Annotated in this window: 26 protein-coding genes; 16 read left to right on the top strand and 10 right to left on the bottom strand. The window is 65.9% G+C overall.

Annotated elements, in window-relative coordinates:
- Positions 1-85: 85 nt before the first annotated feature.
- Complete coding sequence (locus NZK81_RS13110) at positions 86-2,197, top strand: malate synthase G (protein ID WP_260046541.1); 2,112 nt, start codon at positions 86-88, stop codon at positions 2,195-2,197.
- 72 nt (positions 2,198-2,269) lie between these two features.
- The gene (locus NZK81_RS13105) at positions 2,270-2,776 is read left to right on the top strand and encodes a PilZ domain-containing protein (RefSeq protein WP_260046540.1); all 507 of its coding nucleotides are present in this window, start codon (positions 2,270-2,272) and stop codon (positions 2,774-2,776) included.
- Here NZK81_RS13105 and rsmA read toward each other — a convergent pair.
- From rsmA to NZK81_RS13085, 4 genes are all read right to left on the bottom strand, one after another.
- Complete coding sequence (gene rsmA / locus NZK81_RS13100) at positions 2,745-3,569, bottom strand: 16S rRNA (adenine(1518)-N(6)/adenine(1519)-N(6))-dimethyltransferase RsmA (RefSeq protein ID WP_260046539.1); 825 nt, start codon at positions 3,567-3,569, stop codon at positions 2,745-2,747. The genes NZK81_RS13105 and rsmA overlap by 32 nt on opposite strands.
- Positions 3,566-4,570, bottom strand: a complete 1,005-nt coding sequence (gene pdxA, locus NZK81_RS13095; protein WP_260046538.1) for a 4-hydroxythreonine-4-phosphate dehydrogenase PdxA — start codon at positions 4,568-4,570, stop codon at positions 3,566-3,568. Before pdxA ends, rsmA begins: the two co-directional genes overlap by 4 nt.
- A gap of 20 nt (positions 4,571-4,590) precedes the next feature.
- Positions 4,591-5,949 (bottom strand): peptidylprolyl isomerase, encoded by a 1,359-nt coding sequence (locus NZK81_RS13090; protein WP_260046537.1) that lies wholly within the window; start codon positions 5,947-5,949, stop codon positions 4,591-4,593.
- A gap of 202 nt (positions 5,950-6,151) precedes the next feature.
- Positions 6,152-8,470: an LPS-assembly protein LptD gene (locus tag NZK81_RS13085; protein ID WP_260046536.1), complete on the bottom strand. Its 2,319-nt coding sequence runs from the start codon at positions 8,468-8,470 to the stop codon at positions 6,152-6,154.
- Positions 8,471-8,565: 95 nt separating this feature from the next.
- On the opposite strand from NZK81_RS13085, the gene NZK81_RS13080 reads away from it, so the two are divergent.
- The 6 genes from NZK81_RS13080 (at position 8,566) to NZK81_RS13055 (ending at position 12,025) form a co-directional block, all read left to right on the top strand.
- Positions 8,566-10,029, top strand: a complete 1,464-nt coding sequence (locus NZK81_RS13080) for a leucyl aminopeptidase (RefSeq protein ID WP_260046535.1) — start codon at positions 8,566-8,568, stop codon at positions 10,027-10,029.
- Between the two features lie 23 nt (positions 10,030-10,052).
- Positions 10,053-10,490 (top strand): DNA polymerase III subunit chi, encoded by a 438-nt coding sequence (locus tag NZK81_RS13075; RefSeq protein WP_260046534.1) that lies wholly within the window; start codon positions 10,053-10,055, stop codon positions 10,488-10,490.
- An 83-nt stretch (positions 10,491-10,573) separates the two neighbouring features.
- Complete coding sequence (ndk, locus tag NZK81_RS13070) at positions 10,574-10,996, top strand: nucleoside-diphosphate kinase (RefSeq protein WP_260046533.1); 423 nt, start codon at positions 10,574-10,576, stop codon at positions 10,994-10,996.
- Positions 10,997-11,110: 114 nt separating this feature from the next.
- On the top strand, positions 11,111-11,302 hold the full coding sequence (locus NZK81_RS13065; protein ID WP_260046532.1) for a hypothetical protein: 192 nt from the start codon (positions 11,111-11,113) through the stop codon (positions 11,300-11,302).
- 135 nt (positions 11,303-11,437) lie between these two features.
- Positions 11,438-11,683, top strand: coding sequence for a hypothetical protein (locus NZK81_RS13060; protein ID WP_260046531.1), 246 nt, complete (start codon positions 11,438-11,440; stop codon positions 11,681-11,683).
- 87 nt (positions 11,684-11,770) lie between these two features.
- Positions 11,771-12,025, top strand: a complete 255-nt coding sequence (locus tag NZK81_RS13055) for an HP1242/YdcH family protein (RefSeq protein ID WP_260046530.1) — start codon at positions 11,771-11,773, stop codon at positions 12,023-12,025.
- A gap of 77 nt (positions 12,026-12,102) precedes the next feature.
- Here NZK81_RS13055 and purN read toward each other — a convergent pair whose 3' ends face one another.
- Together purN and purM are read right to left on the bottom strand one after the other, a co-directional pair.
- On the bottom strand, positions 12,103-13,068 hold the full coding sequence (purN, locus tag NZK81_RS13050; RefSeq protein ID WP_260046529.1) for a phosphoribosylglycinamide formyltransferase: 966 nt from the start codon (positions 13,066-13,068) through the stop codon (positions 12,103-12,105).
- Complete coding sequence (purM, locus tag NZK81_RS13045) at positions 13,061-14,164, bottom strand: phosphoribosylformylglycinamidine cyclo-ligase (RefSeq protein WP_260046528.1); 1,104 nt, start codon at positions 14,162-14,164, stop codon at positions 13,061-13,063. Before purM ends, purN begins: the two co-directional genes overlap by 8 nt.
- A gap of 69 nt (positions 14,165-14,233) precedes the next feature.
- Here purM and NZK81_RS13040 point away from each other — a divergent pair, with 69 nt between their 5' ends.
- From NZK81_RS13040 to NZK81_RS13025, 4 genes are read left to right on the top strand one after another with little or no spacing between them, the layout of a single operon-like run.
- A complete protein-coding gene (locus NZK81_RS13040; RefSeq protein ID WP_260046527.1) occupies positions 14,234-15,529 on the top strand; it encodes a heavy-metal-associated domain-containing protein in 1,296 nt (431 codons plus the stop codon).
- A gap of 12 nt (positions 15,530-15,541) precedes the next feature.
- The gene (locus tag NZK81_RS13035) at positions 15,542-16,165 is read left to right on the top strand and encodes an HdaA/DnaA family protein (RefSeq protein WP_260046526.1); all 624 of its coding nucleotides are present in this window, start codon (positions 15,542-15,544) and stop codon (positions 16,163-16,165) included.
- Between the two features lie 54 nt (positions 16,166-16,219).
- On the top strand, positions 16,220-16,936 hold the full coding sequence (gene epsC / locus NZK81_RS13030) for a serine O-acetyltransferase EpsC (protein ID WP_260046524.1): 717 nt from the start codon (positions 16,220-16,222) through the stop codon (positions 16,934-16,936).
- 5 nt (positions 16,937-16,941) lie between these two features.
- Positions 16,942-17,313: a DUF2794 domain-containing protein gene (locus NZK81_RS13025; protein WP_260046522.1), complete on the top strand. Its 372-nt coding sequence runs from the start codon at positions 16,942-16,944 to the stop codon at positions 17,311-17,313.
- Between the two features lie 3 nt (positions 17,314-17,316).
- Here the strand turns inward: NZK81_RS13025 and NZK81_RS13020 are convergent, their stop codons facing one another.
- Positions 17,317-17,943, bottom strand: a complete 627-nt coding sequence (locus NZK81_RS13020) for a DUF4328 domain-containing protein (RefSeq protein ID WP_260046521.1) — start codon at positions 17,941-17,943, stop codon at positions 17,317-17,319.
- A gap of 51 nt (positions 17,944-17,994) precedes the next feature.
- On the bottom strand, positions 17,995-18,900 hold the full coding sequence (locus NZK81_RS13015) for an SDR family NAD(P)-dependent oxidoreductase (RefSeq protein ID WP_260046520.1): 906 nt from the start codon (positions 18,898-18,900) through the stop codon (positions 17,995-17,997).
- A gap of 130 nt (positions 18,901-19,030) precedes the next feature.
- Here NZK81_RS13015 and purS point away from each other — a divergent pair, with 130 nt between their 5' ends.
- The gene (purS, locus tag NZK81_RS13010) at positions 19,031-19,267 is read left to right on the top strand and encodes a phosphoribosylformylglycinamidine synthase subunit PurS (RefSeq protein ID WP_260046519.1); all 237 of its coding nucleotides are present in this window, start codon (positions 19,031-19,033) and stop codon (positions 19,265-19,267) included.
- Positions 19,267-19,944, top strand: a complete 678-nt coding sequence (gene purQ / locus NZK81_RS13005; protein WP_260046518.1) for a phosphoribosylformylglycinamidine synthase subunit PurQ — start codon at positions 19,267-19,269, stop codon at positions 19,942-19,944. The genes purS and purQ overlap by 1 nt, the downstream gene beginning before the upstream one ends.
- 88 nt (positions 19,945-20,032) lie before the next feature.
- Here purQ and NZK81_RS13000 read toward each other — a convergent pair whose 3' ends face one another.
- On the bottom strand, positions 20,033-20,257 hold the full coding sequence (locus NZK81_RS13000) for a tautomerase family protein (RefSeq protein ID WP_260046517.1): 225 nt from the start codon (positions 20,255-20,257) through the stop codon (positions 20,033-20,035).
- 135 nt (positions 20,258-20,392) lie between these two features.
- On the opposite strand from NZK81_RS13000, the gene NZK81_RS12995 reads away from it, so the two are divergent.
- Positions 20,393-21,994, top strand: coding sequence for a winged helix-turn-helix domain-containing tetratricopeptide repeat protein (locus NZK81_RS12995; protein ID WP_260046516.1), 1,602 nt, complete (start codon positions 20,393-20,395; stop codon positions 21,992-21,994).
- Positions 21,995-22,189: 195 nt separating this feature from the next.
- On the top strand, positions 22,190-23,779 hold the full coding sequence (locus NZK81_RS12990; RefSeq protein ID WP_260046515.1) for an ABC-F family ATP-binding cassette domain-containing protein: 1,590 nt from the start codon (positions 22,190-22,192) through the stop codon (positions 23,777-23,779).
- 43 nt (positions 23,780-23,822) lie between these two features.
- Here the strand turns inward: NZK81_RS12990 and NZK81_RS12985 are convergent, their stop codons facing one another.
- Positions 23,823-26,129, bottom strand: coding sequence for a putative bifunctional diguanylate cyclase/phosphodiesterase (locus NZK81_RS12985; protein ID WP_260046619.1), 2,307 nt, complete (start codon positions 26,127-26,129; stop codon positions 23,823-23,825).
- Between the last annotated feature and the right edge of the window lie 4 nt (positions 26,130-26,133).

Raw genomic sequence — 26,133 nt, 5'->3', positions numbered from 1 at the left:
TTCCTTCCCCAGGGCAGTTTTGGCTATCGTTATGTGCGTTGCACGCCCTGATTCGGCGTGCGCGTTCGAAACAGTGCGAGGAAAGATGACTGACAGGGTTGAACGTTCGGGCCTCCAGGTTGATGCCGGTCTGGCGAAGTTCGTCGAGGAGCAGGTTCTGCCGCCCATCGGGCAGGACGCAGATGCCTTCTGGAGCGGGTTCGCCGCGCTGGTGGGCGATCTGGCTCCGAAGAACAGCGCGATGCTCGCCAAGCGTGACGACCTGCAGGCGAAGATCGATGCCTGGCACGTGGCCCGCGCCGGCAAGCCCATCGATCAGACCGAATATCAGGCGTTCCTGAGCGAGATCGGCTACCTCGTGCCCGAGCCGGGTGATTTCACCATCGGTACGCAGAACGTCGATCCCGAGATCGCGACCATGGCCGGCCCGCAGCTCGTCGTCCCCGTGCTCAACGCGCGCTTCCTGCTCAATGCCGCCAATGCGCGCTGGGGCAGCCTCTACGATGCCTATTACGGTACCGACGCGCTCGATGCCGCGCCGGCGCAGGGCAAGGGCTACGATCCGGTGCGCGGCGCTGCCGTGATTGCCGAGGGGCGCAAGTTCCTCGATGCGGCGCTGCCGCTCGCCTCGGGCAGCTGGGTCGATGTCGCAAGCCTCGATGTCACGCTGGCCGATCCCTCGCAATATGTCGGCACCACCGCGAAGGGCCGCCTGTTCACGTCGAACGGCCTGCACATCGAAGTCGTCGTCGATCCTTCAAGCCCGGTCGGCAGCACCGACAAGGCGGGAATTTCCGACATCGTGCTCGAAGCCGCGCTGACCACCATCGTCGATCTCGAGGATTCGATCGCGGCGGTCGATGCCGAGGACAAGGTGCTGGCCTATGCCAACTGGCTGGGCGTGATCCGCGGTGACCTCACCGACACCTTCGAAAAGGGCGGCGAGACGATGACCCGCGCGCTCGCGGGCGACAAGACGGTGACCACGGCTGGCGGCGAGAGCGTCAACCTGTCGGGCCGCAGCCTGCTCTTCGTGCGCAATGTCGGCCATCTGATGACCAACCCGGCGATCCTGTTGCCCGACGGCAGCGAGATTCCCGAAGGCATCATGGACGCAGTCATCACCAGCGCCATCTCGACACAGGACGTGAAGGGGCTGACCAAGTATGGCAACAGCCGTGAGGGCAGCATCTACATCGTCAAGCCGAAGATGCACGGCCCCGAGGAATGCGCCTTCACCAACACGCTGTTCGATGCCGTCGAGGACCTGCTGCAGCTTGAGCGCAACACGCTCAAGGTCGGCGTGATGGACGAGGAGCGCCGCACCTCGGCCAACCTTGCCGCCTGCATCCATGCGGTGAAGGACCGCATCGTCTTCATCAACACCGGCTTCCTCGACCGAACCGGAGATGAGATCCACACCTCGATGCGGGCCGGCCCGATGATGCGCAAGGGCGACATCAAGGGCTCGACCTGGATCGCCGCCTACGAGACGCGCAATGTCGCCATCGGCCTGCAACATGGCCTTTCGGGCAAGGCGCAGATCGGCAAGGGCATGTGGGCCGCGCCCGACAAGATGGGCGACATGATGGTCCAGAAGATCGGCCATCCCAAGACCGGTGCGAACACCGCCTGGGTGCCGTCGCCGACCGCCGCGACGCTGCACGCTACGCACTACCATCAGGTCGATGTCTTCGGCCTGCGCGATGCGATCGCGGCCGCGCCGGTGCCGGGGCTCGACCTGCTGCTCACCGTGCCGCTGGCCGAGGGCGTGAACTGGTCCGAGGACGAAGTGCGCGACGAACTCGACAACAACGCGCAAGGGTTGCTCGGCTACGTCGTGCGCTGGATCGACCAGGGCGTGGGCTGTTCCAAGGTGCCCGACATCAACGACGTCGGCCTGATGGAAGACCGCGCCACGCTGCGCATCTCCAGCCAGCACATGGCGAACTGGCTGCTCCATGGCGTCTGCTCCGAAGAGCAGGTGATGGATTCGCTCAAGCGCATGGCCGCAAAGGTCGATGCGCAGAACGCGGGCGATCCGCTCTACGAGCCGATGGCAGGCAACTGGGACACCAGCTTTGCCTTCAAGGCGGCCTGCGATCTGGTGTTTAAGGGCGTCGAGCAGCCCAGCGGTTACACCGAGCCGCTGCTGCACGCCTGGCGCCGGAAGAAGAAAGCCGCGGCAGCCGTCTGAATTCCATTAACACGAACCTAACCATTGTCCCCTAGGTTGTCTCGTGAGAGCAACCGGGGGGCGATGTCTTTCGTGAGCATTGAAGAACGAAGAGCGGAGCCGCGCACCGCGATGGTGCGGGAGGCGCACGTGCGTTGGGCCGGTGGCGAGAGCGACATCACCGTGGTCGACGCCAGTTCCGTCGGAATGCAGGCCACGACCTCCCGGCCGCCGGCGCGCGGCGAATTCGTGGAACTGGTGGTCGGGCCGCATGCCCTTGTCTGTCAGGTGCGCTGGAGTGCGGGAAACCGTTTCGGGCTGGCTTTTCGCGAGCCGGTCAGCGTCACTGCGCTGCTCGACGGCGAGCCGGGCCCGGTCACGCTTGCCGAACTGGATGCGCGTGGCGGATGGCTTGCAGCGCTGACGCGAAAGGCATCGGCGCTGGGTCGCGGATTGCAGTTCACGGTCCTCGCCGCCGTGCTCGGCGCCACGGCGGCAGGCGCGGCTGCGTGGTCGATTTCTTCCCATTCGGAAAACGGGCGTGGCCCGGTGGACGTCGTGCGCCTGACTATGGCTGGCTCAACACCCGCGCAACACTGACGAATTCCGCGACCGTCAGGGTTTCCGCGCGGCGCTGTGGATCGATACCCAGAACCTCCAGAGCATCGAGCGCGCCGGGCACGCCTTTCAGGCTCTGGCGCAGCATCTTGCGGCGCTGTCCGAATGCGGCCTCGGTCACGCGTTCGAGCACGCGCATGGACAGGCCTTCCGGCGCCTCGCCCGGTACGACATGGACGATGGCGGACATCACCTTGGGCGGCGGGGTGAAGGCACTGCGGTGGACTTTCATCGCCAGCTTCGCGGCGGAGCGCCACTGCGCCAGCACGGCAAGGCGGCCATAGGCGGAGGTGTTCGGCGCGGCGACGATGCGGCGGGCCACTTCCTCCTGGAACATCAGCGTCAACGAGCGCCACTGCGGCGGCCAGGCCTCGCCCGAAAGCCAGCCGGTGAACAGCGCCGTGCCGACGTTGTAGGGGAGGTTGGCGACGATGTGGTAAGATCCGTCGAACAGCGTGGCGGGCGCGATCTTCATCGCATCGCCCTCGATCACCTTGAGCTTGCCGGGAAAGGCAGCCTCGACTTCCGCGAGCGCGGGCAGGCAGCGGCGGTCCATCTCGATGGCGGTGACTTGTGCGCCGGCGCGCAGCAGGGCGCGTGTCAGGCCGCCGGGACCGGGCCCGACTTCGAGCACGTTCTGGCCTTCCAGCGATCCGGGTATCGCCGCGATCCGGTCCAGCAACTGCTCGTCGAACAGGAAGTTCTGGCCCAGTGCCTTGCTGGCGGACAGGCCGTGCTTCGCGATGACCTCGCGCAGCGGGGGCAGGGTGGTCACGACACCCGCCTTGCCGCGCATTCGCCGGCCATGCGGATGGCGGCGATCATGGCCCCCGCACTTGCCACGCCCTTGCCGGCGATGGCGAAGGCGGTGCCATGGTCCGGAGACGTGCGCACGATGGGCAGGCCCAGCGTGACATTGACGCCCTGATCGAAGTCCAGCGTCTTGATCGGGATTAGCGCCTGATCGTGGTACATGCACAAGGCGACGTCGTAGCGGTCGCGCTCGTGGGCGGCAAAGATGGCGTCGGCCGGGTGCGGGCCGGTAACGGCAAGCCCTTCGGCCTGCAGCGCGGCGATGGCGGGGGCGATGATTTCGATTTCCTCGCGCCCCATGCGCCCGTCCTCTCCGGCATGGGGATTGAGTCCGGTCACCGCGAGGCGCGGTGCGGCTAGCCCGAAATCGCGGGCTAGGGCGCGCGTGACGATGCGCGCCTTGTCCACGATCAGCGCGCGGGAGATCAGGCCGGGCACGGCGGCCAGCGCCTCGTGCACGGTGAGCGGGACCGTCCTCAGGTTCGGGCCGGCGAGCATCATCACCGCGTTTGCGTGCGGCAGGCCGCAGGCATCGGCGAGGAATTCGGTCTGGCCGGGCTGGGTGAAACCGACGGCGGCCAGTTTCGACTTGGCGATCGGACCGGTAACGACGCCGCCCGCTTCGCCTGAAAGCGCCAGTTCGCTGGCGCGGGTCAGCGAATGGAGCGCGAGTTCGGCGCCCTCGCGGCTGGGCGAGCCAAAGGACGGGGTGGCATCGTTGCCGTCCAGAACGGGCAGCGCATCGGGGAAGGTCCGCGCGGCCTCGCCGGGCGCGGAGATCGGCGCGACGGGCATGTCGACCCCGCGGCTCGCTGCGGCTGCGGCCAGGACACCGGCGCCGCCCACGACGAAGAATGGCGCAAACCCGGCCTCGCCGCGCCGCGCCCATGCCTCGGCAATGAGCTCGGGCGCAACGCCGGCCGGATCGCCCAGAGATACGGCAAGCGGAGCCGCCTGCGTCATGTCAGGCGCCCCGCGTGCTGTCAGTTGTATTCGATGATCGCATCGCGACGAAGGTCGCGCAGGTACATCTGCGCGCGCTTGTTGATGCGGTCGTCTTCCATCTGCGCCTGCAGCTGCTCGAAGCTCGGGCCGTTGTCGACCTGCGGATCGTCGCGGCCGCACAGCATGAGGATGCGTACGCCGTCCTGGAGCGAGCCGAACGGCGGAAGCGTTTCACCGGGGGAAAGCTGGAGGATCGCGTTCTGGATCGGGCCCGGCAGGTCGCGGGCCTTGACCTGGTCGTTGGCGACGACCTGGGCGCCGGCCTGCGCGGCGACCCTGTCCACGTCGCCGCAACCCTTGGCGGTCTTGATCGTGTTGGCGAACTGCTCGGCCATTTCGCCGGCCTTGGCCTCGCTGATGCCCTTCGGGAAGTTGATCGAGATCTGCTTCAGCGCCAGCACCGCATCGCGCGGATCGGCGGTCAGCACCTGACGCTTGTCGATCAGATAAAGGATGTCGAAACCGCCGGGCACCTCGATCGGACCGACGAGCTGGCCGGGCTGCATCTCGCGCGCCACGGTGGCGAGTTCGCCGGGAAGCTGGGCGAGGCGAATCCAGCCAAGGTCGCCGCCGACCGCAGCCGTGGAGGCCTGCGAATACTGGCGGGCATAGGCGACGAAGCTGCCGCCCTCGCGCAGCTGCTGCACGATCTGCGTGGCATTCTCGTAGACCTGCTGGCGCGCTTCGGCAGGGGCGGCGAGGTAGATCTCGCCAAGGCGGTACTCGTCGGTGCCCTTGGCCGCCTTGAGGCGATCGAGCATCTCGTTCACTTCGTCTTCGGAGACGTTGATGAAGGGGGCGACATTGCGCTGGAGCAGGCGCTGCCACGAAAGTTCGCCGCGGATCTGGCGCTTGAGCGATTCCGCGGAGGAACCGATGCGCTTGAGATAGGCGTCCATGGCGCTGGTGTTCTGGTTGAAGTTCTGCGCTGCGACGCGGGCGTAGGACTGGTCCACTTCCGCCTGGCTGACCTCGATGTCGGAGGCCTTGGCCTCCTGGATCTGCAGCGTCTCGTCGATCAGGTTGCGCAGCACCTGCAGGCGCAGGCGCTTCATTTCCTCGTCGCTGATCTTGCCCTTGTTGGCCGCGACGAGCAGCGCGAGGCGCTGGTCCACGTCGGTGCCGGTGATGACGGAGCCGTTTACCACCGCCGTGGCGCGGCGCACGTTGGGGTTGTCGTTGCCAAAGATCTTGACGTCGTCGGGTATGACGATCTGGCCTTGCGGGGCCGATTGGGCCAGCGCGGCCGGTGCGGCAAGCACTCCGGCCAAGGCGGCCAGACTGCCGATCGAAGTGAACGCGCGCCTGATGGACCTGCTGCGATTGACTGCTTGCACCGTGATCACAATCCCGTTTTCTGCCGGCTGGGCCGGAACATTCATGGGCAGGAACCGTGTCGCAAAGACCTGCCGCACGCGTTCCATATACCTGCCGCGTCGCGGCTTAACTGAAAATGAGCACACCCGATAGCGGCTTTGCACCGGCCTGCCAACGGGCGCGGAGCGGCATGCCGGGCGCAATCCCCGAATCATGGGCGGCTTACCGTAAACCGATGTTCTTGAGGCTGAAGCGGATCTGGAAGGAGTTGCCCTTGCGGGCATCGCCGGTGGCCTCGTAATCGCGTCGCCAGGTAATCGCGATCTGCATGCAGTCGTCCTCGTAGGCGGCGCCGATGCGGGTGCGCAGCGGCTGGAATCCGTCCGAACCGTAGGTCGGGTCTTCCTTGCGGTCCGTCAGGTTGACGACCGCCGATCCGAACAGCGACCAGTAGTTGGCGAAGGCCACGCGGCCGGCGGCGCGCACTTCCTCGCGGTTCTGGAGGTCCTCGATCGTGTTCGAAATGTCGCGGTTGAGCTTGGTGTAGCCGATTTCGAAGTAGGTTCGCGTATTACCGATCGCCGCGTCGAACTCGTTGCGGCGCACCGCCAGGCTGTCCTTGTCGATGCGAAAGCGGTGGGTCAGGTTGATGAAGTCGCGATAGCGCACTTCGGTGCGTCCGACGATATCGGAGGTTTTTCCGGTCAGCCCTGTGCCTTCGGGGAGCAAGGTGGGCTTGTCGCTCAGCCGCACGGACTGGCCGATCGTGGTCTTGATTCGCCAGCGCGGGGCTTCGAACTGCCAGTCGAAGCCGTAGGTGAAGCGCACGCTGTCCTCGATGCGGTCGTAGCCGGGGAAGCGGTTGAGCGCGAAGATATTGCTTGTTTCCAGTTCGATGGCGCGCGAGTCCTCGTTCGGGACTTCGAGGTTGCGGACCGAAGGGCTGGCGACGAGCTGGACGCGCGGGGTGAGAACCTGCGTGCCGCCGAAGGCTTCGCCCACCAGCGGCCACTTCACGTCGACCGCCGCGAGCGCGATCGCGCGCGTCTGCCAGCCGGGTTCGCCGCGGTAGATCACCGTGCTCGTCGCGGCGTTCTCGTCTGAATGATAGACGTCGCCGCGCATGAGGCCGGTCAGCGTCACTTCCTGCCCGAGACCGGTGATTCGGCGCAGCGTCCACTGCGCGCTGGCAAAGGCGCGCTGGGTGTCCTGGCCATCGGTACGCTGGATTCCCAGCGTGTTGAGCTGGGTCTCGATCTTGCCGCCCAGCACCGGGTCCTCGAAGCGGCGGCGGTAGTCGATCACCGGAAAGGCCACCGGGATCAGGCCTTGGTCGCGCCCGGCCTGGAGCGTTTGCGTGGCATAGCCGGCGAACGAGAAATAGCTCTTCTCGTCGATCCGCTCGACATCGATCATCGAGCGCAGCCGGTCGTCACGGCTGATGTCGTAGCGGCGCAGGAAGGTCCGGTCGGTGGAGCGCCGGATCGAGGCAGTCACGCTCCAGTTCTGGTCGAGCTGGAGCTTGCCGTTGGCGAAGATATAGCCGCGGAAGGCGCTGACGCTGTCCGTGGTGGTGCTCGAGGTCGAGCCGAAAATCGGGATCTTGTTACTGCCCGTGGCGTAGCCGGTGATCTGGTAGGCGCCCTTGTCGGTCAGCGCGCGATATTCGATCGATCCCATCGGGGCCGCCTTGGTATAGGCGGACAGGCTGCCTGTAAGGTCCCGGTTCTCGGAGATCTTCCAGTAGTAGGACTGCCTGATTTCCACGCCGTTCGACGGGCTGGAGCGCAGGTCCGGGATCAGGAAGCCGGAGACCGCGTGACCATCGGTGCTGACCGTCAGGCCCAGTAGCGGGATCTGGACCGCGCCGAACAGTTCGAGCCGGGCGTTCCGGAAACGCACGCGCTTGCGCGTGTCGCTGTAGATCACCTGCTTGGCGACGACTCGCCAGCTCGGCTTCCTGGGGCAGCCGTCCGCATCCACGACGTCGCAGCCGGTATAGGCGGCCTGGCTCAGGATCACGTCGCCATTGGCGATACGCTCGCCCTTGAGCGCGGCCAGCCTGCCGCCTTCGCGCATGACGAGCAGCATGTTTTCCATCATGCCGGTCTTGAGTTCGTCGGTCAGCTCGACGCGGTCGGTGGAAAGCTCGTTGCCGTCCTGATCGACCAGATGGACATTGCCGCTGGCCACGATCTGGCCGGTCTGGCGGTTCCACGCGACGCTGTCGGCGCGCAGCGACTGCTCATCGCGGCGTAGCAGGACGTTGCCGCTGGCGCTGACCAGTTCGGCGTCCTGATCGTAGTCGATGGTATCTGCTTCGAAAGCGATGTGGTCTGCGTCTTCGGGCGAGGATGCCGGCTGCGGGGTGGTAGCCTCCTGGCTCTCGGCCGGGGGCTGGCCAACGGTGGCGGCAAGGTCCTGCGCCAGGGCGCCATGGGGCAGGGCGCAGGCCGCGATGCCCAGAGTCAGGACGCCCAGCGAAACGGAGCGCAAGCGGCAGTACGGGGCTTGCAGTGGATTCTGCGCGGCAGGGAGCATGGCTTGCCTATCGCACCGCCTGTGCCTAACTGCAATCCAGTCATACGGCGAAGCGCACAAGTTGGGCGCGATGCCGGAAAGTTCCAGGAGAATCCATGCAGATCCAGTTCCTTGACGCGTCGGCTGCCACAAGCGCGCGTCTCGTCGCCCGTATCGTCAACAAGGATGCCGTGCCCGCCGACCTCGAACCGGTCCTGGCCGAGGCCGCTCGGATGGCGCGTTTTTCGGGCAAGGCGGGGCAGATTTTCGAAGGCTTCGTCGAGCGTGGCGGGCAGGTCGTGCGGGTTGTGCTCGCGGGCATCGGCGCGGGCGATGCGAAGGACCGCAAGGGCGCGATCGAGAAGGCGGGCGCATCGATTGTCGCGAAGTACCTGACGTCGGGTGAAACCGCTCTGGCGCTGGACCTCACGGGGGCGGGCCTTTCGGCCGATGAGGCCGTCGGCGCGCTGACCGGCGCGGTGCTGCGTTCGTGGCGCCACGATGTCTATCGCACCAAGCTGGCCGACGACAAGAAGCCGACCCTTGCCGTGATTTCGGTGGTCGGCGCGCCCGAGGGCGTCGAGGCGCTGTGGGAAGTCGAGCAGGCAGTGGCGTCCGGCGTCGCGCTCACGCGCGAGCTGGTGACCGAGCCGGCCAACACGATCTATCCGGAAACCTTTGTGGAGCGCTGCAAGGCGCCGATGGAAGCCGCGGGCCTCAAGCTTCGCGTGCTCGACGACAAGGAAATGGCTGCGCTCGGCATGGGCTCGCTGCTCGGCGTTGCGCAGGGTTCGGTGCGTCCGGCCCGGCTGCTGGTGATGGAATGGATGGGCGGCGCCGCAGGCGACAAGCCCGTCGCCTTCGTCGGCAAGGGCGTGACTTTCGATACCGGCGGCATCAGCCTCAAGCCGCCGGCAGGCATGGAAGACATGAAGTGGGACATGGGCGGCGCCGGCGCGGTGGCCGGGACCATGCTCGCGCTTGCGCTGCGCAAGGCGAAGGCGAACGTTGTCGGCGTGTGCGGCCTCGTGGAGAACATGCCCGACGGCAATGCCCAGCGTCCGGGCGACGTGGTGACCTCGCTCTCGGGCCAGACCATCGAGGTCATCAATACCGATGCCGAAGGCCGCCTGGTGCTGTGCGACGCGCTCACCTGGGTGCAGCGTGAATACAGCCCCGTAAAGATCGTCGATCTTGCGACGCTGACCGGCGCGATCATCGCCGCGCTGGCGCACGAATATGCCGGCCTGTTTTCCAACAACGATGCTCTCGCGGCCGAACTTACCGCGGCGGGCGAGGCCACCGGCGACCGCCTCTGGCGCTTCCCGATGGGCCCGGCCTACGACAAGCAGCTCGACAGCGCGATCGCCGACATGAAGAACGTTGGCACCCGCTTCGGCGGCTCGATCACCGCGGCGCAGTTCCTGAAGCGTTTCATCGAGAACGATACGCCCTGGGCGCACCTCGACATCGCCGGTACTGTCTGGGCCGACAAGGCCGGGGCGACCTGGGACAAGGGCGCGACCGGCTTCGGCGTGCGCGTGCTCGACCGCTTCGTGCGCGATACGGCCGAGGCCTGAGGACGGATGCGGGGACGCGGCTGATGCGCGTGGACTTCTACCAGCTCAGCCGCGATCCCGCCGAGGCCGCGCTGCCGCTCATCGCGCGCAACGTGATGAACGTGGGCGAGCGGTTGCTCGTGGTCGCCGCCGATCCGCAGCAGCGTCAACGCATCTGCCAGGCGCTGTGGTCGCTGTCGTCCGAAGCCTTCCTGGCCAACGGCATGGCGGGTGAAGGCGACGAGGAGCGCCAGCCCATCCTGCTGTCGGACACGGTTTCGCCGCTCAACGGCGCGAAGTTCCTCGCCATTGCCGATGGCCAGTGGCGCGAAGGCGAGACGCCCTTCGAGCGCACGTTCTTCCTCTTCGACGGCGCGACCGTGCAGCATGCCCGCGACACCTGGCGCATGCTGCGCGGGCGCCAGGGCGTCGAGCACTTCTACTGGAAACAGGAAGGCGGGCGCTGGGTTCAGGCGGGGTGAAGCGGTTCTTGCGGCAGGGGGCAATCCCGGCTAGGGGCGCGCGCGACAACTCGATAACACCCCTACTTCGCAAGGAATGAACCATGGCGGTTACCCGCACCTTTTCGATCATCAAGCCTGACGCCACGCGCCGCAACCTGACCGGCGGCGTGACCAAGATGCTGGAAGAGGCCGGCCTGCGCGTCGTGGCTTCCAAGCGCATCCAGATGACCAAGGAACAGGCCGAGGGCTTCTACGCGGTCCACAAGGAACGCCCGTTCTTCAGCGATCTCGTCTCGTTCATGATCTCGGGTCCGGTCGTCGTCCAGGTGCTCGAAGGCGAAGACGCCGTGAAGCGCAACCGCGACGTGATGGGCGCCACCAACCCGGCCGATGCCGCCGAAGGCACGATCCGCAAGACCTATGCGGAATCGATCGAAGCCAACTCGGTCCACGGCTCGGACTCGGACGAAAACGCCGCGATCGAGATCGCCTACTTCTTCAAGCCGGAAGAGATCGTCGGCTAACCGACTGTTAATTCTTGGTAAGAATGGTCAAGGCCGCCGTTTTCGGCGGCCTTTTCTTTTGGTGAGACTCGTTCTCATCTGGTAGCTGACGATTAGCTAACCGGGGGCAGGGTCATGGGCATGTGGTCTGCGGGTTCGCGTTTTTTCGTTGTCGAAGAAAAGGGCTTGAGCATGAATCGCATGACGGCTTTTGTCGCGGTCACCATTTCTTTCATCGGGGCGATCCTGGTTTCGCAGGCCGCTCACAGCAGCGAAGCAGGGGCTTCGCTTGGGTCGGTTTCGGCCACGTCCATCATGACCCGCTGAACGGTTCGGCCGGGAGGTCGTCCGGCTCGGAGATGCTTGATCGCACGTGCGGTGCCGATCGTGCAGGTGCCGCGGGGATTAGCGTTTGATCCTGAATAGATCATTGCGGTACTCTGCCGGCAAAGGAGAACCGCGATGGAAGGCATGGGTGAAGCAGGCGAAGCCTGTCCCTTCGAATTCAACTTCGACGAAAAGACCTTCAAGGTCGGCGATACCGTAAGCTTCCGTGTCACCGGCAGCCTGGAGGGGTTTCCTTTCGTCGGCAGGCTGGTCGAGGTGCACGCGGACTACGTTATGATCGCGGGCGATCCGCAGGAACCCGAAAAACTCTATCGGGGCACGCGTGAAAGCCGCCCGCTGGTCGACGAATCGGAAATTTGAGGGCGCGGTCGCCGCGTTGATCTTGCGCAAGGTTGCTGTCACGCGCGGCGGCTAGGCTTGCCCCGTTATCAGAGAGAAGGAGCCGAAATGTCCCACAAGCCTCACGATCTGGCGGCCGAGTTTCCCGACGATGTCGAGGTGCTGCACCGCCTCAAGGCCACGAAAGGGCATTTCGCCGTGCTTGCCGACCGCTACGACGAAGTGAATCACGCGATCTTCCGGATCGAGGCGGAATGCGATGCCGCTTCCGACGAGCGCGCCGAAGAGCTCAAGAAGGAGCGGCTTTCGCTGCTCGACCAGATCGGCACCCTGATCCGCGAAGCGCGGCGCGCGCCCGCCTGAATCAGCTTGGCTGAGCCGGATGAATGTCCTCCGGGTGCGTCGCGCCCGGAGCTTCCCGGTGTGCGGCCGTTCGCCGGTCAGAACTCGTCGGCCGCGTCCAGCAGGCCGGTCAGCTTCTTCGGTGCCACGGTCCGCCATGATCGGCTGAGCCAGTCGCCGATCGCACCCCAGTCGTTGTCGCCAATGTCCAGCCGCATGCCGATCCAGGCGTCCCCGAAATAGGCGGGGCGGAAGTAGCGCTCGGCGTCCTGCTCGATCAGTATTGCCTGTTCGTCCACGCCGCTGATCTTGACGAGCAGGGCAATCCGGCCGTCACCGTGGTGATCGGCGCTGAAATAGGCGAACTTCTTGCCCTTGACGATGCCGAAGCAGGCCATGCCGTGGCTGACGACTTCGTCGGTTTCGGGCAGGGCCAGCGCACTTGCGCGGACGTGTTCGAGCAGCCAGTCGGGGTTGCGGCCGCGGGTGACCAGTCTGGCCAGACAGCGCGAATAGAGCTGGTGTTCGGCGATGAGCACGCGCGCGGCGAGGCTGTCGGGCGTGTCGTCGGGCAGGATCGCCACCGGGATCTGTCCCAGGATCGGTCCGTCGTCGAGCTCGGGGGTGACGAGGTGGACGGTCACGCCGCCATGGCTGTCGCCCGCCGCGATTGCGCGCTCGTGGGTGTGCAGGCCGGTGTACTTGGGCAGCAGCGAAGGGTGGATGTTGACCATGCGGCCTTCCCACTTGCCCACGAATTCATCGGTAAGGATGCGCATGTAGCCGGCGAGGGCGACCCATTGCGCCCCGCTCTCGCGGATTGCCGCGTCCATCGCCGCGTCGTGCTCGGGCCGCTTCATGCCCTTGTGCGAAAGGGCGAAGGTCGCCACGCCTTCGGCTTCGGCAAGGCGGAGCCCCTTCGCCTCGGGATCGTTGGCGGCAACCAGTACGATCTCGTAGGGGCAGTCGTCGGCGCGGCTGGCATAGAGCAGTGCCGCCATGTTGGTGCCGCTGCCCGAGATCAGGACCGCGACCTTCTGCCGTTCGGGTGCCTGTTCAGGCAAGGTGGACGGCCTCCCAGGCTTCGCGCGCGGTCCAGTCATCGACGCTGCCCTGGACCGTGCAGCCCTTGTCGCCCGGCTCGATCGCCCCGATCACGAAGACTTCCTCGCCGGCGGCTTCCAGTTCGGCCTTCAGCGCGGCGGCATCCTGCGGGTTGACGGCCAGGACCATGCCGATGCCGCAGTTGAAGGTGCGTGCCATTTCGGCCGGTTCGATATTACCCTGCGCCTGCAGGAACGCCATCAGCCGGGGCTGCACCCAGGCACCGGCGTCGATCCGGGCATGCAGGCCATGCGGCAGCACGCGCGGTACGTTCTCCAGCAGGCCGCCGCCGGTGATGTGGGCCAGCGCATGGATGCGGCCCGCGCGGATGAAGGGCAGCAGGCTCTTCACATAGATGCGGGTAGGCGCGATCAGCGCATCGATCAGCAGCGTTTCCTGATCGAACAGGGCAGGGCGGTCCAGCTTCCAGCCCTTGTCCTCGGCCAGGCGGCGCACCAGCGAATAGCCGTTCGAGTGTACGCCTGAAGACGCAAGGCCGAGCAGGACGTCGCCGGCCGAGACGCGATCCCCGGTAAGCTGTTCGCCACGTTCCACCGCGCCGACGCAGAAGCCGGCTAGGTCGTAGTCGCCCGCGGCATACATTCCCGGCATCTCCGCCGTCTCTCCGCCGATCAGGGCGCATCCAGACATGCGGCAGCCTTCGGCGATACCGGCGACCACGCGTTCGGCGACGCCGTTCTCGAGCTTGCCGGTCGCGAAGTAGTCGAGGAAGAACAGCGGCTCGGCACCCTGCACGATCAGGTCGTTCACGCACATCGCGACAAGGTCGATGCCGATATGATCGTGCCGGTCGTGGTCTATGGCAAGCTTGACCTTGGTGCCGACGCCGTCGTTGGCGGCGACCAGCAGCGGGTCCTTGTAGCCGGCCGCGCGTGGGTCGAAGAATCCGCCGAAGCCGCCCAGTTCCGCATCGGCGCCAGGACGGGCCGTGGCTTTCGCCAGTGGGGCGATGGCCTTGACCAGCGCATTTCCGGCCGCGATCGAGACGCCGGCCTGCTCGTAGGAGTAGCTCTTCGAGGAGTTATCATCGGACATTCGCGCCGCCTAGCGCTTTACTTCTTGGATTTCCATCGCCGTTTGGGCAAAAGGCCCCCGGTTTCGACAATGGCGATGACGATCTCCCCCAAAATCCTGCGGCTCGGTCGCAATGGAGCCCGCCTGGGGCAGGGCAGGCGCACTGCTGCGCTGGTCGCCGGTGCCGTGGCGCTGGCCGCGGCGGGAATCGGTGGCGTGCGACTCGCAGCGCAGATCGAGGGGGACCGGGGCATTGCCCCGCTCGCCAATTCCGAGGACATCCAGGTCAACGGCATCGACGTCGACGTTACGGCCAAGAACGGCGCCGAAGCCCGACTCGAAGGGTGGAAAGAGGCCGAGAAGAAGGCCTGGAAGAAACTGGGCGGGCCCGACATGCCGCTCGCATCGATCGATGCGATGGTTTCCTCGGTAGTGATCGAGCACGAGCAGGTCGGTCCGCAGCGCTATGTCGCCCGGCTGGGGGTGATCTTCGACAAGACCAAGGCCGGGCAGTTCGTCGGCGGGCCGGGTGGCGCCGTGGCGCGTTCGGCGCCGATGCTGGTGATTCCGGTGCTCTATTCGGGTGGCGTGCGTCAGGTGTTCGAGGTGCGCGGGCCCTGGCAGCAGGCCTGGGCCGAGTTCCAGGCCGCATCGAGCCCGGTCGACTATGTGCGTCCCGCGGGCAGCGGCGGCGAATCGCTGGTGCTCACGGCGGGGCAGACCAGCCGTCGCAGCCGCCTGTGGTGGAGCACGCTGCTGGGCCAGTTCGATGCCGCCGATGTGGTCATGCCGGTCGCACGGCTCGAACGGCAGTGGCCGGGCGGCCCGATCAAGGGCACCTTCACGGCGCGCTACGGCCTCGACAACACGTTTCTCGGCAGTTTCACCATGATGGCGAACAGCGAGCAGGACCTTCAGGGCATGCTCGATCAGGCCGTCGTGCGGGTGGACGGGCTCTACCGCGATGCATTGTCGAGCGGAGTGCTCAAGCCCGATCCCACGCTCAGGAGCGGCCGGGTCGCGCTCGATCGCGCCTTCGATCAGCTGCGGGCCGCGCTGATGCCGCAGGAAGAAGAGACGCCGGTCGGCACTGTCCCTCAGGCCGTGCCGCAGGAAGGCGCGCAAAGTGCCGCTACCGCTCCGGCCGAGACCGTTTCGGTCCAGTTCGCCACGCCCGATGCCGCCGCCGTCGATGCGGCGCTGGCAGCCGTGCGCGGCGTGCCGGGCGTTCAGGGCGCGGCCACGGTCAGCCTCGCGATCGGCGGGACTTCGGTCATGCGCGTTACCGTTGCGGGCGGCGCGGACCGCCTTGCCGGTGCTCTTCGCGCGCAGGGCTGGAATGTCTCGAGCGGTGGCGGCGGCGGCGCACTGAGAATCAGCCGCTAGGTTTCCGCAGCGATGAGGCAGATCGCCCTTCCGCTGTCCTCCGCGAGCGACAGTCCGCCGCGCATCGTCGTGGGCAATTCCAATGCGGCCGTGATCGAGGCGCTGGGGGAGCCAGGGAAATGGCCCTTCCATACCGCTATCCTTGCCGGTTCGCCGCGTTCCGGCAAGTCGCTGCTGGCGCGCTGGTTCGTCGAAACGGGCCAGGGTGACGCGGTGGACAACGCCGAGACAATGGACGAGGACGCTCTGTTCCACCGGTGGAACAGAGCGCAGGAAAGCGGGCGCCCGCTGCTGATCGTCACCAATCGGCCTCGCGGCACCGGAGATGGGGACTGGCAGGTCCGTCTGCCCGATCTCGCCTCCCGTCTCGGCGCGGCGCTGGATCTGGAAATCGGCGAGCCCGACGACGCCATGCTGATCGCGCTGATGGAAGTTCACGCCGAAATGCGCGGGATCGTTCTTGACCATTCCGCAACGCAATATCTTGTAGGACGGTGCGAGCGTAGCCATGTGGGCGTGGAGAAGCTGGTCGCCGCGATCGACCGGCTCAGTCTGGAGCGGAAACAAGCGCCGACAATGGCGATCTGGCGTGATGCACTGATTGAGACTAAGGGCGGCACCACGAAAGAGGATTGACGGCGGCAGGCGCAAAAAGTTGCATCGCGGCCGGATTGATGGGAATTACGGGAAATGCTGGGTAACCTGATCCGCTATCTGGACTCCGTCGTGGCACGCGATCCCGCGCCCCGCTCGCGTTGGGAAGTGCTGCTCTATCCGGGTGTCTGGGCACTGTTCTGGCACAGGATCGCGCATCGCCTGTTCAATGCGCGCCTGTTCTTCCTGGCCCGTGCGGTGAACCATCTCTCGCGGTTCCTGACCGCGATCGACATCCATCCCGGTGCCACCATCGGCAAGAACTTCTTCATCGACCATGGCTTCACCGTGATCGGCGAGACCGCGCATATCGGCGACAACGTCACGATCTACCAGTGCGTGACGCTGGGCGGCTCGAACCCCACCAACGGCGTGGGCGGCAAGCGCCACCCGACGCTGGAGGACAACGTGATCGTCGGCTCGGGGGCGCAGATCATCGGCCCGGTTACTGTGGGCAAGCGCGCGCGCATCGGCGCCAGCGCCGTAGTGACAGAGGACGTGCCCGAGGGCGCGACGATGATCGGCGTCAAGGCCCGCTCCACGCTGGTCAAGGCCGAGACCTACGCCAAGGAATTCATGCCCTACGGCACGCCCTGCAAGGAGCCGTGCGAGCCGGTGGGCAGCCAGCGCGTGGATGAGCTGGAAGAGCAGGTGGCCGTTCTGCGCGAGCAGGTCGCCGCTCTGGTCGAGGCCAACGAGCAACTCGCGCGAAAAGCCGAAAAGCCGGGCAAGCCGGCTTGCAAGGGCGTCTGATCTGAATGGCGGCAGGTCCGATCGGTACCAGTCCCCATTCCGGTAGCGTCTTAGCCTTTCCCGGCCGGGCCCCGTTGCAGATCGGCTTCGACCGGTTCGAACTCCAGCGCATTCTAGATCTCTACGGCCGCATGGTCGCGGCCGGCATGTGGCGCGACTATGCCGTGGACTTTGGCAAGGACGCGGCCAGCTTCTGCGCCTTCCGTCGCGCCGCCGAGCGGCCCCAGGCCCGTATCGAGAAGCGCCCGGGATTGCGCAACAAGCAGGGCATGTGGGCGCTGTTCGGCGAGGCCGGGCAAGTCCTCAAGCGCGGGCACGAACTGGCCGGCGTGCTCAGCCCGCTGGAACGCAAGCTGCTGAAGGTGGTGGAGGACTGAGCTTCAGACGAAGGTGTGGCTCATGGAAAGGCGTTCGGTCTGTGCTCGCGTAACCACGCGTACGATTTGAAGCAGGCACCACGCTGCAGCGATGTCCAGAACCAGTGTCACTGCGGCAAGAAGATATTGCACATCGTCGGCAACGAAGGCCGTTCCATTCACGGTACCGATGACATTGCTGCCGACAAAGAACGTCCACCAAGGCACGAGTTCCGGCAGGTCGCGCATCATCGGCTTGTTTCCGTAGCGGCTGACTTGCAGAAGTTCGCGCATGGCTTGAAACGGTTCGAAGAAGTTGGCGATGGGAATGAAGAACCAGCCGACAGACCAGCCTGGCGTATATTTCAGGCCCTCCATGCCAGCCGCAAACAGGTTTGCGTGGGCACGGTATATCCACATCAGGATCACGATGGCGGCAAAAAGCGTTCCGGCCCAGTAAACCACGGTCGTCAGCGCGCTGATTGTAACGAGGTCGATGCTGCCGTAAAAGCCCTGCCAATTGGCCATGCCGCCGTACAGCATCACGATCATTGCGAAAGAAAGCGCTATGTATGCGTAGATCGCATAAGTCGCGATCAAACTGCGCCGTTCGAGCACGCGCAGTCCATGATCGAGCTTCAGTAGCGCCATGCTTCTTCTTGAGAGACCGCAGCAGCTTTAGTCAATCCACCTTGCTGGAGTTTAATGCTGCGATTTCAGCAGCATCGACAGCGCATGGTGTGATTGCTCCATGCCGTTCTCGAACACGTGGTCTCCCGCCCGCTCGCGGATTTTCGGCCAGGCCCTTGCGAAGCCTTCCGCGGTGCGTTCGGCCTCGGGCAGCAGCATGCCGTCGTTCATGGTGATGAAGGCGCTCTGGAATACGCCGCCGCCTGCCGCCACGATCGCATCGGTGGGGGCATCCTTCGACACCAGGAAGACGGCTGCGGGCACGACGCCTTCGGGTTCGAAGGCCTTGTAGGCCTCGTCCGGGAAGATGTCGGCGGTCATGCGTGTGCCGGCGGTGGGGGCGATGCAGTTGACGCGGATGTCGTGCCTGGCACCTTCCAGTCGCAGCGTACGGGCAAGGCCCAGCACGCCCGCCTTGGCCGCGCCATAGTTCGCCTGCCCGAAATTGCCGCCGAGCCCGGTGGACGAGGTGGTCATCAGCACCCGGCCGTAGTTCTGCTCGCGCATCGTGTTCCACACGGCCTTGGTCGCAAAGGCGCTGCCGAGCAGGTGGACGCGCAGCACGAGCTCGAAATCGGCCGGGTCCATCTTGGCGAAGGTGCGGTCGCGCAGGATGCCCGCGTTGTTGATGAGGACATGCACGCCGCCCCAGTCCCTGACGACGCGCTCGGCCAGGACTTGCATCTGCGCGAAGTCGGAAACGTCGCCACCGTCGGCCATCGCCTCGCCGCCCTGGCTGCGGATTTCCTCTACCACGGCGAGCGCCGCGTCCGAATGGCCGCTGCCGTCGCGCGCGGCGCCGAGGTCGTTGACGACCACTTTTGCGCCCCGGCGGGCCAGATCCAGCGCATAGGCGCGGCCAAGGCCATTGCCCGCTCCGGTGACGATCGCGACCTGACCGGCGAAGGAAATCGACATGCACTGCTCCGTTTCGGCCATCGGGGGGCCTGTTCAACAGCGGCGCCCATAGCACGGCTTGCCCTGATGCGCCTCAGGAGTCATAGGCGCATCAAACGAATCTGCCCGCTCGTAAGCGAAAGGCCCTGCGATGAAAGTCCGCATCCACGTCAGTCTGAAGCCCGGTGTGCTCGATCCGCAGGGGCGGGCCATCCACCATTCGCTCGAAGGCCTGGGCTTTTCCGGCGTAAACGACGTGCGCGCCGGACGTCTGTTCGAGCTCGACGTCGCCGACAGCACGACCGACGAGGCGCTCGACGACATGTGCCGCAAGCTGCTCGCCAACATGGTGATCGAGAACTACCGCATCGAGAAGGTGGCCGCCTGATGGCCTTCCGCTCCGCCGTCATCACCTTTCCCGGCTCCAACTGCGACCGCGACATGGCGGATGCGCTGGAGAAGGTCTCGGGCACCCCGGCACTGCGCGTGTGGCATGGCGACCACGACCTGCCCGAGGGGCTGGACTTCATCGCGCTGCCCGGTGGCTTTTCCTATGGCGACTATCTGCGCTGCGGCGCCATCGCCTCGCGCTCGCCGGTGATGCAGGCGGTGATCGCCGCCGCCGACAAGGGCGTGCCGGTGCTCGGCGTGTGCAACGGCTTCCAGGTGCTGACAGAAAGCGGACTGCTGCCCGGCGCGCTGCTGCGCAATTCGGTGATCCGCTTCGTCTGCCGCGACGTGAGGCTGAAGGTGGAAAACGCGCAGTCGCTGTTCACCAGCGGCTATGAGGCGGGACAGGAAATCGCGATCCCCGTGGCGCACCACGACGGCAACTACTTCGCCGACGAGGAGACGCTGGATCGTCTCGAAGGCGAAGGCCGGGTCGCCTTCCGTTACATGGAAGACGTCAACGGTTCGGCCCGCCAGATCGCCGGCGTGCTCAACGCCGCCGGCAACGTGCTGGGCATGATGCCGCACCCCGAGCGCGCCATCGAGGCGACCCACGGCGGCACCGACGGCCGTGCGCTGTTCGAAAGCGCGATCAGGGGGCTGGTCGGGGCGTAAGCGATCCTGCTGGCCGTGTCCCTGACCGGAAACGGAGCAGGGCTGCGCCACAGGCACGGCCCTGCCGTTTGACGGGGTGTCGGCAAGGTCAGGCGGCTTTCTTGCCGGCCATGGCATGGACGTCCGCCGCGCCGAGGCGCTGGCCGCCGATTGCCCAGTCGCCCTGTTCGACTTCCATGATCCGGACCCAGGTGACCGGGCGCATGGCTTCGCCTTCGACGGCGATCATCGCTTCGGTGACATTGTCGATCAGGGCATGCTTCTGTTCTTCGGTGAAGACGTTCTTGATGACATCGATGGTGACGAGAGGCATTTCTGTTCTCCTTGTTCATTTGGCGCATCGGCTGTTTCCGATGTTCAAGGAATACAGCGCCTTGTCTGGCGCTGCTTGACGTCGGCGTGAAGATATCTGACCTTTTCTTGAAGAATTCAGGGAAAGGGGGGGCGCTTGACCGGATTTGGCCCGCGCATCTACCGATTCGAAACATTCGAACTGGACGCCGCCCGCTTCGAATTGCGGTCGGACGGCAACCCCGTGCATGTCGAACCGCAGGTTCTCTCGCTGTTGATCCTGCTGGCTGGAAACCGCGAGCGGATGCTCGGCAAGGACGAGATCATCGACAGGATCTGGGACGGACGGATCGTTTCCGAATCCGCGGTCGCGGCCCGGATCAAGGCCGCGCGCAAGGCCATCGGCGACGACGGGAGCCAGCAACGGCTGATCCGCACGATCCATGGCAAGGGCTTTCGCTTCGTCGGAGAGGTGACCGAGTGCGACGTGGCACGGCCCGCATTCCAGGCATCGTTGCAGCCGGAAGTCGCTTCGGCATCCGCGATCACCACCGCGCTGCTGAACGCCCGGCAGGGGCGTCCCTCGATCGCCGTATTGCCTTTCCTGATGATCGGCGAGCCAGGACCGCACGACATTGTCGGCGATGCGCTGCCGGCCGACATCATCATGGACCTTTCGCGGCTACACTGGCTGTTCGTCATTGCTCGTGGTTCGAGCTTTCGCTTTCGCGGCGCGGACGTGGACCCGCTCGCGGTGGGACGCGAACTGGCCGTGCGTTATTGCCTCGTTGGTACGATCGAACTGGCGGGCAACGCCGTGACTGTTGCGATAACGCTGGTCGACACGGGCGACGGGGAGACAATCTGGGCCGAGCACTATCGTGGCGATCTGGCTGAACTGCAGGACATGCGGCCCGAGATCGAGGCAAGGGTGGTGGCGGCCCTCGAAGTCCAGATCCCCCGCAACGAAGTCCGTATCGCCCGAGGCCGGCCCCCCGCCGAACTCGACGCATGGGGAGCCTTCCATCTGGGGATCGACCACATGTATCGCTTCACGCAGGCCGACAACGCCCACGCGGCGCGATTGTTCGAACGGTCGCTGGCGTGCGATCCTTATTTTTCGCGGGCCCTCGGCGGGCTCTCCTTCACCCATTTCCAGAATGCGTTCCTGGGCTTCGCGGAGGACCCGGAGGCCGAGCGGGAGACTGCCCGCGCGCTCGCTCACCGTGCACTCGAAGCCGACCGTCTCGATCCCTTCGCGCATTTCAATGTCGGCCGCAGTTTCTGGCTGGACGGTCTGCTGGAGGACTCCATCGGCTGGTTCGATCGCGCAACCAGCCTGAGCCCGAGCTACGCCCAAGGGGTCTACAACCGCGGGCTGGTGAGCATCATGGCGGGCAAGCCCGAAGCGGCGGACGCGGATCTCAAGCTCGCGCTCGAGCTGAGCCCGCTCGACCCGCTGGCCTATGCCATGGTCTCGGGCCGTGCACTCACGCATGTCCAGCTCGGCGATTACGAGCATGCGGCAGAATTCGGATCACGTGCGGCGATGATGCCCGGCGCCCACAAGCATATCACGTTGATTGCGGCCTTAACCGTGCAGCTGGTGGGCAAACGGGATCAGGCCCGTAACTGGCTGGCCCGCGCGCGTCAGGCCGATCCCGCGCTCAGCGCGGAGACCTTTTTCCGCTCGTTTCCCTTTTCACACACACGCGCGCGCGAAGTGATCGAGAAAAGCCTTTCGACCTTGGGATTGTGACGGGAACGACGCGAATTCCTGTTTGCGTGCGCCGATGAGACTTTCTCCAAAGGTCTGAAGTACGGCGCCACGTTTTCCAGCAGCTTGCAATTCCTGCCGCAGTATCCTAACTGCGCACCGCAACCACGAGGGAAAGTGTCATGAACAACTAAGCAAACAGCGCGGATTTCCTGCTCATGCTTGCTTGGTGTTCTTATGACATACCTTACTCTCGATGGCGTCGCCTGTGCGACGCCGGATGGTACTCTTCTCTTTTCGGATCTCGACCTTTCGCTTGCGCGTGAAAGCGTGGGGCTTGTCGGGCGCAACGGTTCGGGCAAGTCGACGCTGCTTGCGGCGATTGCCGGGCAGGGGGGCGTCGTGCAGGGCAGGATCACCTGCCGGGGCAAGGTCGGCTTCCTGCGCCAGTTGCCGCCGACCGGCATGCGCACGGTCGGCGATCTGCTCGGCGGGGAGGCGCTGGCCTGCCTGGAGCGGATAGAGCGTGGCACGGCCTCCGACGAGGATCACGCGCAGGCGGACTGGACGCTGCCCTCGCGCCTCGATGCGGCGCTGGCCTCGGTGGGTCTCGCGCCGCTCGAACCCGGCAGGCCGCTGGCCGTTCTGAGCGGGGGCGAGCGCATGCGCGTGATGCTGGGGGCATTGCTGCTGGACGATACCGACGTGCTGCTGCTCGACGAGCCGACAAACAATCTGGACGATGCCGGACGCGACGCGGTGATCGACCTGATCGGGCGCTGGCATGGGCCGGTGCTGGTCGCGAGCCACGATCGCGCCCTGCTCGAACATGTCGACCGCATCGTCGAACTGACGCAGGCCGGCGTTCATGTCGTGGGCGGCGGATGGAGCGCTTTCGAGCAACAGCGCGGCGCGCAGCGGGCGCAGGCGGTACGGACACTCGAAAAGGCGGAAGCAGCCGTGAAGACGGCGCGGCGCGAGCGGCAGCGCGAGGCGGAAAAGCAGGCGCGGCGCGACAAGCGCGGCCGGGCCTTCGCCGCGCGCGCCTCGGAGCCGAAGATCCTGCTTCACGCGCGCCAGCAGAGGGCGGAGCAGACGGCCGCCCGCTACCGCGCGGTAGGCGATGGCAGCGTGGAACAGGCCGGGGAGGCCCTTGCGCGGGCACAGGCGGATGTGGAGCGGCTGGTGCCGATCCGCATCGCGCTGCCGCCTTGCGGGCTGCCGCCGCGCCATGTGCTGGTCGAGGCCCGGCAGGTGGCCTGCGTGCGGGACGGGCGGCACCTGTTCGGTCCGCTGGACCTGACGGTTCGCGGGCCTGAACGGATCGTGCTCACCGGGCCCAACGGCTCGGGCAAGACCAGCCTGATCCGCTTGTTGCAGGGCGAAGAGGAACCGCAGGCGGGAAGCGTGACGGCGGACCGCGAGGACATCGTCCTGCTCGACCAGCACCTTTCGCTGCTGGAAAGGTCTGAAAGCGCGCTGGAGGCGATGCGTCGGCACAATCCGCAGATGCAGGCGGGGCAGGCACACGACGCGCTGGCGGTCTATGGATTCCGCAACCGGTGGGGCGATCGCACGGTGGAGAGCCTGTCAGGTGGCGAGCGCGTGCGCCTGGCGTTGGCCTGCCTGTTCGCGCGAACCTTGCCGCCGCGCATGCTGATCCTCGACGAGCCGACCAACCATCTCGACGTGGATGCGACGATGCTGCTGGAAGAGGCGCTGCAGGCCTACGACGGCGCGATCCTGTGCGTCAGCCACGATCGCGGCTTTCGCGAAGCGCTGAAGCTGGAGCGCGAACTGCGCCTGCCGGGCGCAGGGCAGGGCTGAAGCGTTATCCCGCAGCGCGGCTGCCTGTCATGCCGCCCGCGTCTCAGGCCGCGTTGTGTTTTCCCAGATAGACGGGATTGCGGAACAGCGCCTCGGCATCCTCGGCGGGCATCGGGCGACCGAAGAAGTAGCCCTGGATCTTCCGGCAGCCGAGCTTGCGGATCATCTCGACTTCCTTCTCGGTCTCCGCGCCTTCGGCGGTGGTCGACATGTCGAGGCTGTCCGCCATGGCGACGACGGCACGGATGATCGCGAGGCTTTCGGGGTTGCCGGTCGCGGCACCCTGGACGAACGAGCGGTCCACCTTGATCGTCGAGAAGCGCAGCTTGCGCAGGTAGCCGAGCGAGGAATAGCCGGTGCCGAAGTCGTCGAGCGCGACGCCGCAGCCCAGTGCCATGACCTGCTCCAGTGCGGAGCGGGCAAGGGTGGCATCGCGCAGGAAGATGCTCTCGGTAACCTCGACCTCGAGACGACGGGCGGGCAGGCCGCTCTGGGCCAGCGCGGTGACGACCGTCGAGGTGAAGTTCTGATCGAGCAGTTGCTCGCCCGAGACGTTGACCGCGACGCGCACGTGATCGGGCCAGTTCATCGCTTCGCTGCAGGCCTGCTGCAGCACCCATTCGCCGATCGGCACGATCAGGCGGGTATCCTCGGCCAGCGGAATGAACTTGGCCGGGCTGACGAAGCCATGGTCCTTGCTGGTCCAGCGCAGCAGCGCCTCGAAGCTGACGACGCTTTCGTTCTGGGCATCGACCACGGGCTGGTAGACCACGGTGAATTCGTTTCTCTCGAGCGCGTGGCGCAGGGAGAATTCCAGCTGGCGGCGTTCTTCCGCATGGGCATGCAGCGCCGGCTCGTAGGTGAAGTGGGCGTTGCCGCCGGTGTCCTTCGACCGATAGAGCGCGAGGTCGGCGTTACGCATCAGCGTCTCGACGGTCGAACCGTCGCGCGGGCCGATGGCCGAACCGACCGAAGCCCCGACGTAGAGGGTGTGGTGGTCGATCTCGTAGGGCTGCGAAAGGCGATGGATGACCTGACTGGCGACACGGTCGACGTGCTGGAGATCGGAAGCGTCGCGGATGACGATGGCGAACTCGTCACCGCCGAGGCGACCGCACAACTCGTTCTCGCTCATCTGCTCCTTGAGCCGCTCGGAGACGCGCGCGAGCAGCTGGTCGCCGACGAGGTGCCCGAGGGTATCGTTGACCGCCTTGAACCGGTCGAGGTCGATCATCAGGAACGCGCAGCGCGTGCGCCACTTTTCGGCATAGTCCAGCGCCTCGCCCAGCGCTTCGGTAAGCATCATGCGGTTGGGCAGGCCGGTGAGCGTGTCGTAGCGGGCCAGCCAGGCGATCTTGTCGGAATTCTCGCGCGCCTCGGTGACGTCCGAGCCGACACCGCGAAAACCGTCGAAGATGCCATCCTCGTTGTAGCGGGGCGTGCCCGAAAGCTCCCACCAGCGCGCTTCGCCACCGATCATGACGCGCACGAGCTGGTTGGAGAAATTCTCGCGGCGCTTCAGGCGCTCGGCGAGGTCGTGCAGGCTCGAGTGGAACTGTCCGGTTTCCCATGCCGATCCGGCGACAAGCTGGATGAAGGGCGTGCCCTCGATTTCCGCGGGATCGCGGCCCAGGGCAAACGCGAATCGTGGAGAGACCGCGCGCACGCGGCGCGCCGTGTCGATCTGCCAGAGCCAGTCCGCCTCGCCTTCCTCGAATTCGCGCAGCAGCAGCGAGACGACCTCGCTCTTCTCCAGAATGCCGGCTTCGGCGACCTTGGTGGCGATATAGCGCCGCGCGCCTTCGATGGCGCCGACGAAGATCGTGCCCGTGAAGATCACGGCGATCGCCGCCATGTCGTAGCTTTGGGTGAACAGGAAATAGACGAACGTGGAACCGCCCACGATGCCGGCGAAGAGCAGCGTGCTCATGGGTACGGCGGGCAGCAGGATCGCGGATGCCGTCATCAGCATGGCGATCACGGTCCACAGCTTCACCTGGGTCTGCGAATCCACGAAGAAGCCGAAGAATCCCAGCGGCACGGCCCATGCAAGCCCGTTGACGACGGCGCCGACCATTTGCATGTGGACCTCGCCACGCGACAGCCGGCGTCGGTCGGCATCGGTCAGCGAACGGTCGACCCGGAAGCTGTGCCACAACGTGGCCGCCACTACCGCAATCCACCCGAGCAGCATCATGCTGTTCACCTGGCCCATCAACAGGGCGGCGGTGGCGAGTATGGCCGCGGCCTGCGTGGCGATGCGGGCGAACGTCGTCGCGCTCAGGCTGGAATACTGCAGCCCACGCAGACGCGTCCAATCGCCATCCGCCGGATCGGACAGGCCGAGCACGGCC

The sequence above is a fragment of the Novosphingobium mangrovisedimenti genome (assembly GCF_025153475.1).
Lineage (GTDB): Bacteria > Pseudomonadota > Alphaproteobacteria > Sphingomonadales > Sphingomonadaceae > Novosphingobium > Novosphingobium mangrovi_A.
Note: the sequence above shows the minus strand (reverse complement) of the source record. Positions and strands in the feature narration are given on the sequence as shown.

Bases quoted from the DNA above. Each gene is read 5' to 3' on its own strand.
- NZK81_RS13080 (WP_260046535.1), top strand. From the start codon at position 8,566: ATGCAGATCCAGTTCCTTGACGCGTCGGCTGCCACAAGCGCGCGTCTC.
- NZK81_RS13000 (WP_260046517.1), bottom strand. From the start codon at position 20,257: ATGCCTCTCGTCACCATCGATGTCATCAAGAACGTCTTCACCGAAGAA.
- NZK81_RS13065 (WP_260046532.1), top strand. From the start codon at position 11,111: ATGGGCATGTGGTCTGCGGGTTCGCGTTTTTTCGTTGTCGAAGAAAAG.
- NZK81_RS13110 (WP_260046541.1), top strand. From the start codon at position 86: ATGACTGACAGGGTTGAACGTTCGGGCCTCCAGGTTGATGCCGGTCTG.
- NZK81_RS13055 (WP_260046530.1), top strand. From the start codon at position 11,771: ATGTCCCACAAGCCTCACGATCTGGCGGCCGAGTTTCCCGACGATGTC.
- NZK81_RS13025 (WP_260046522.1), top strand. From the start codon at position 16,942: ATGGCGGCAGGTCCGATCGGTACCAGTCCCCATTCCGGTAGCGTCTTA.
- purM (WP_260046528.1), bottom strand. From the start codon at position 14,164: ATGTCCGATGATAACTCCTCGAAGAGCTACTCCTACGAGCAGGCCGGC.
- epsC (WP_260046524.1), top strand. From the start codon at position 16,220: ATGCTGGGTAACCTGATCCGCTATCTGGACTCCGTCGTGGCACGCGAT.
- NZK81_RS13020 (WP_260046521.1), bottom strand. From the start codon at position 17,943: ATGGCGCTACTGAAGCTCGATCATGGACTGCGCGTGCTCGAACGGCGC.
- NZK81_RS13085 (WP_260046536.1), bottom strand. From the start codon at position 8,470: ATGCTCCCTGCCGCGCAGAATCCACTGCAAGCCCCGTACTGCCGCTTG.
- purS (WP_260046519.1), top strand. From the start codon at position 19,031: ATGAAAGTCCGCATCCACGTCAGTCTGAAGCCCGGTGTGCTCGATCCG.
- purQ (WP_260046518.1), top strand. From the start codon at position 19,267: ATGGCCTTCCGCTCCGCCGTCATCACCTTTCCCGGCTCCAACTGCGAC.
- NZK81_RS12990 (WP_260046515.1), top strand. From the start codon at position 22,190: ATGACATACCTTACTCTCGATGGCGTCGCCTGTGCGACGCCGGATGGT.
- NZK81_RS13075 (WP_260046534.1), top strand. From the start codon at position 10,053: ATGCGCGTGGACTTCTACCAGCTCAGCCGCGATCCCGCCGAGGCCGCG.
- ndk (WP_260046533.1), top strand. From the start codon at position 10,574: ATGGCGGTTACCCGCACCTTTTCGATCATCAAGCCTGACGCCACGCGC.
- NZK81_RS13015 (WP_260046520.1), bottom strand. From the start codon at position 18,900: ATGTCGATTTCCTTCGCCGGTCAGGTCGCGATCGTCACCGGAGCGGGC.
- NZK81_RS13035 (WP_260046526.1), top strand. From the start codon at position 15,542: ATGAGGCAGATCGCCCTTCCGCTGTCCTCCGCGAGCGACAGTCCGCCG.
- NZK81_RS13060 (WP_260046531.1), top strand. From the start codon at position 11,438: ATGGAAGGCATGGGTGAAGCAGGCGAAGCCTGTCCCTTCGAATTCAAC.
- pdxA (WP_260046538.1), bottom strand. From the start codon at position 4,570: ATGACGCAGGCGGCTCCGCTTGCCGTATCTCTGGGCGATCCGGCCGGC.
- NZK81_RS13040 (WP_260046527.1), top strand. From the start codon at position 14,234: ATGGCGATGACGATCTCCCCCAAAATCCTGCGGCTCGGTCGCAATGGA.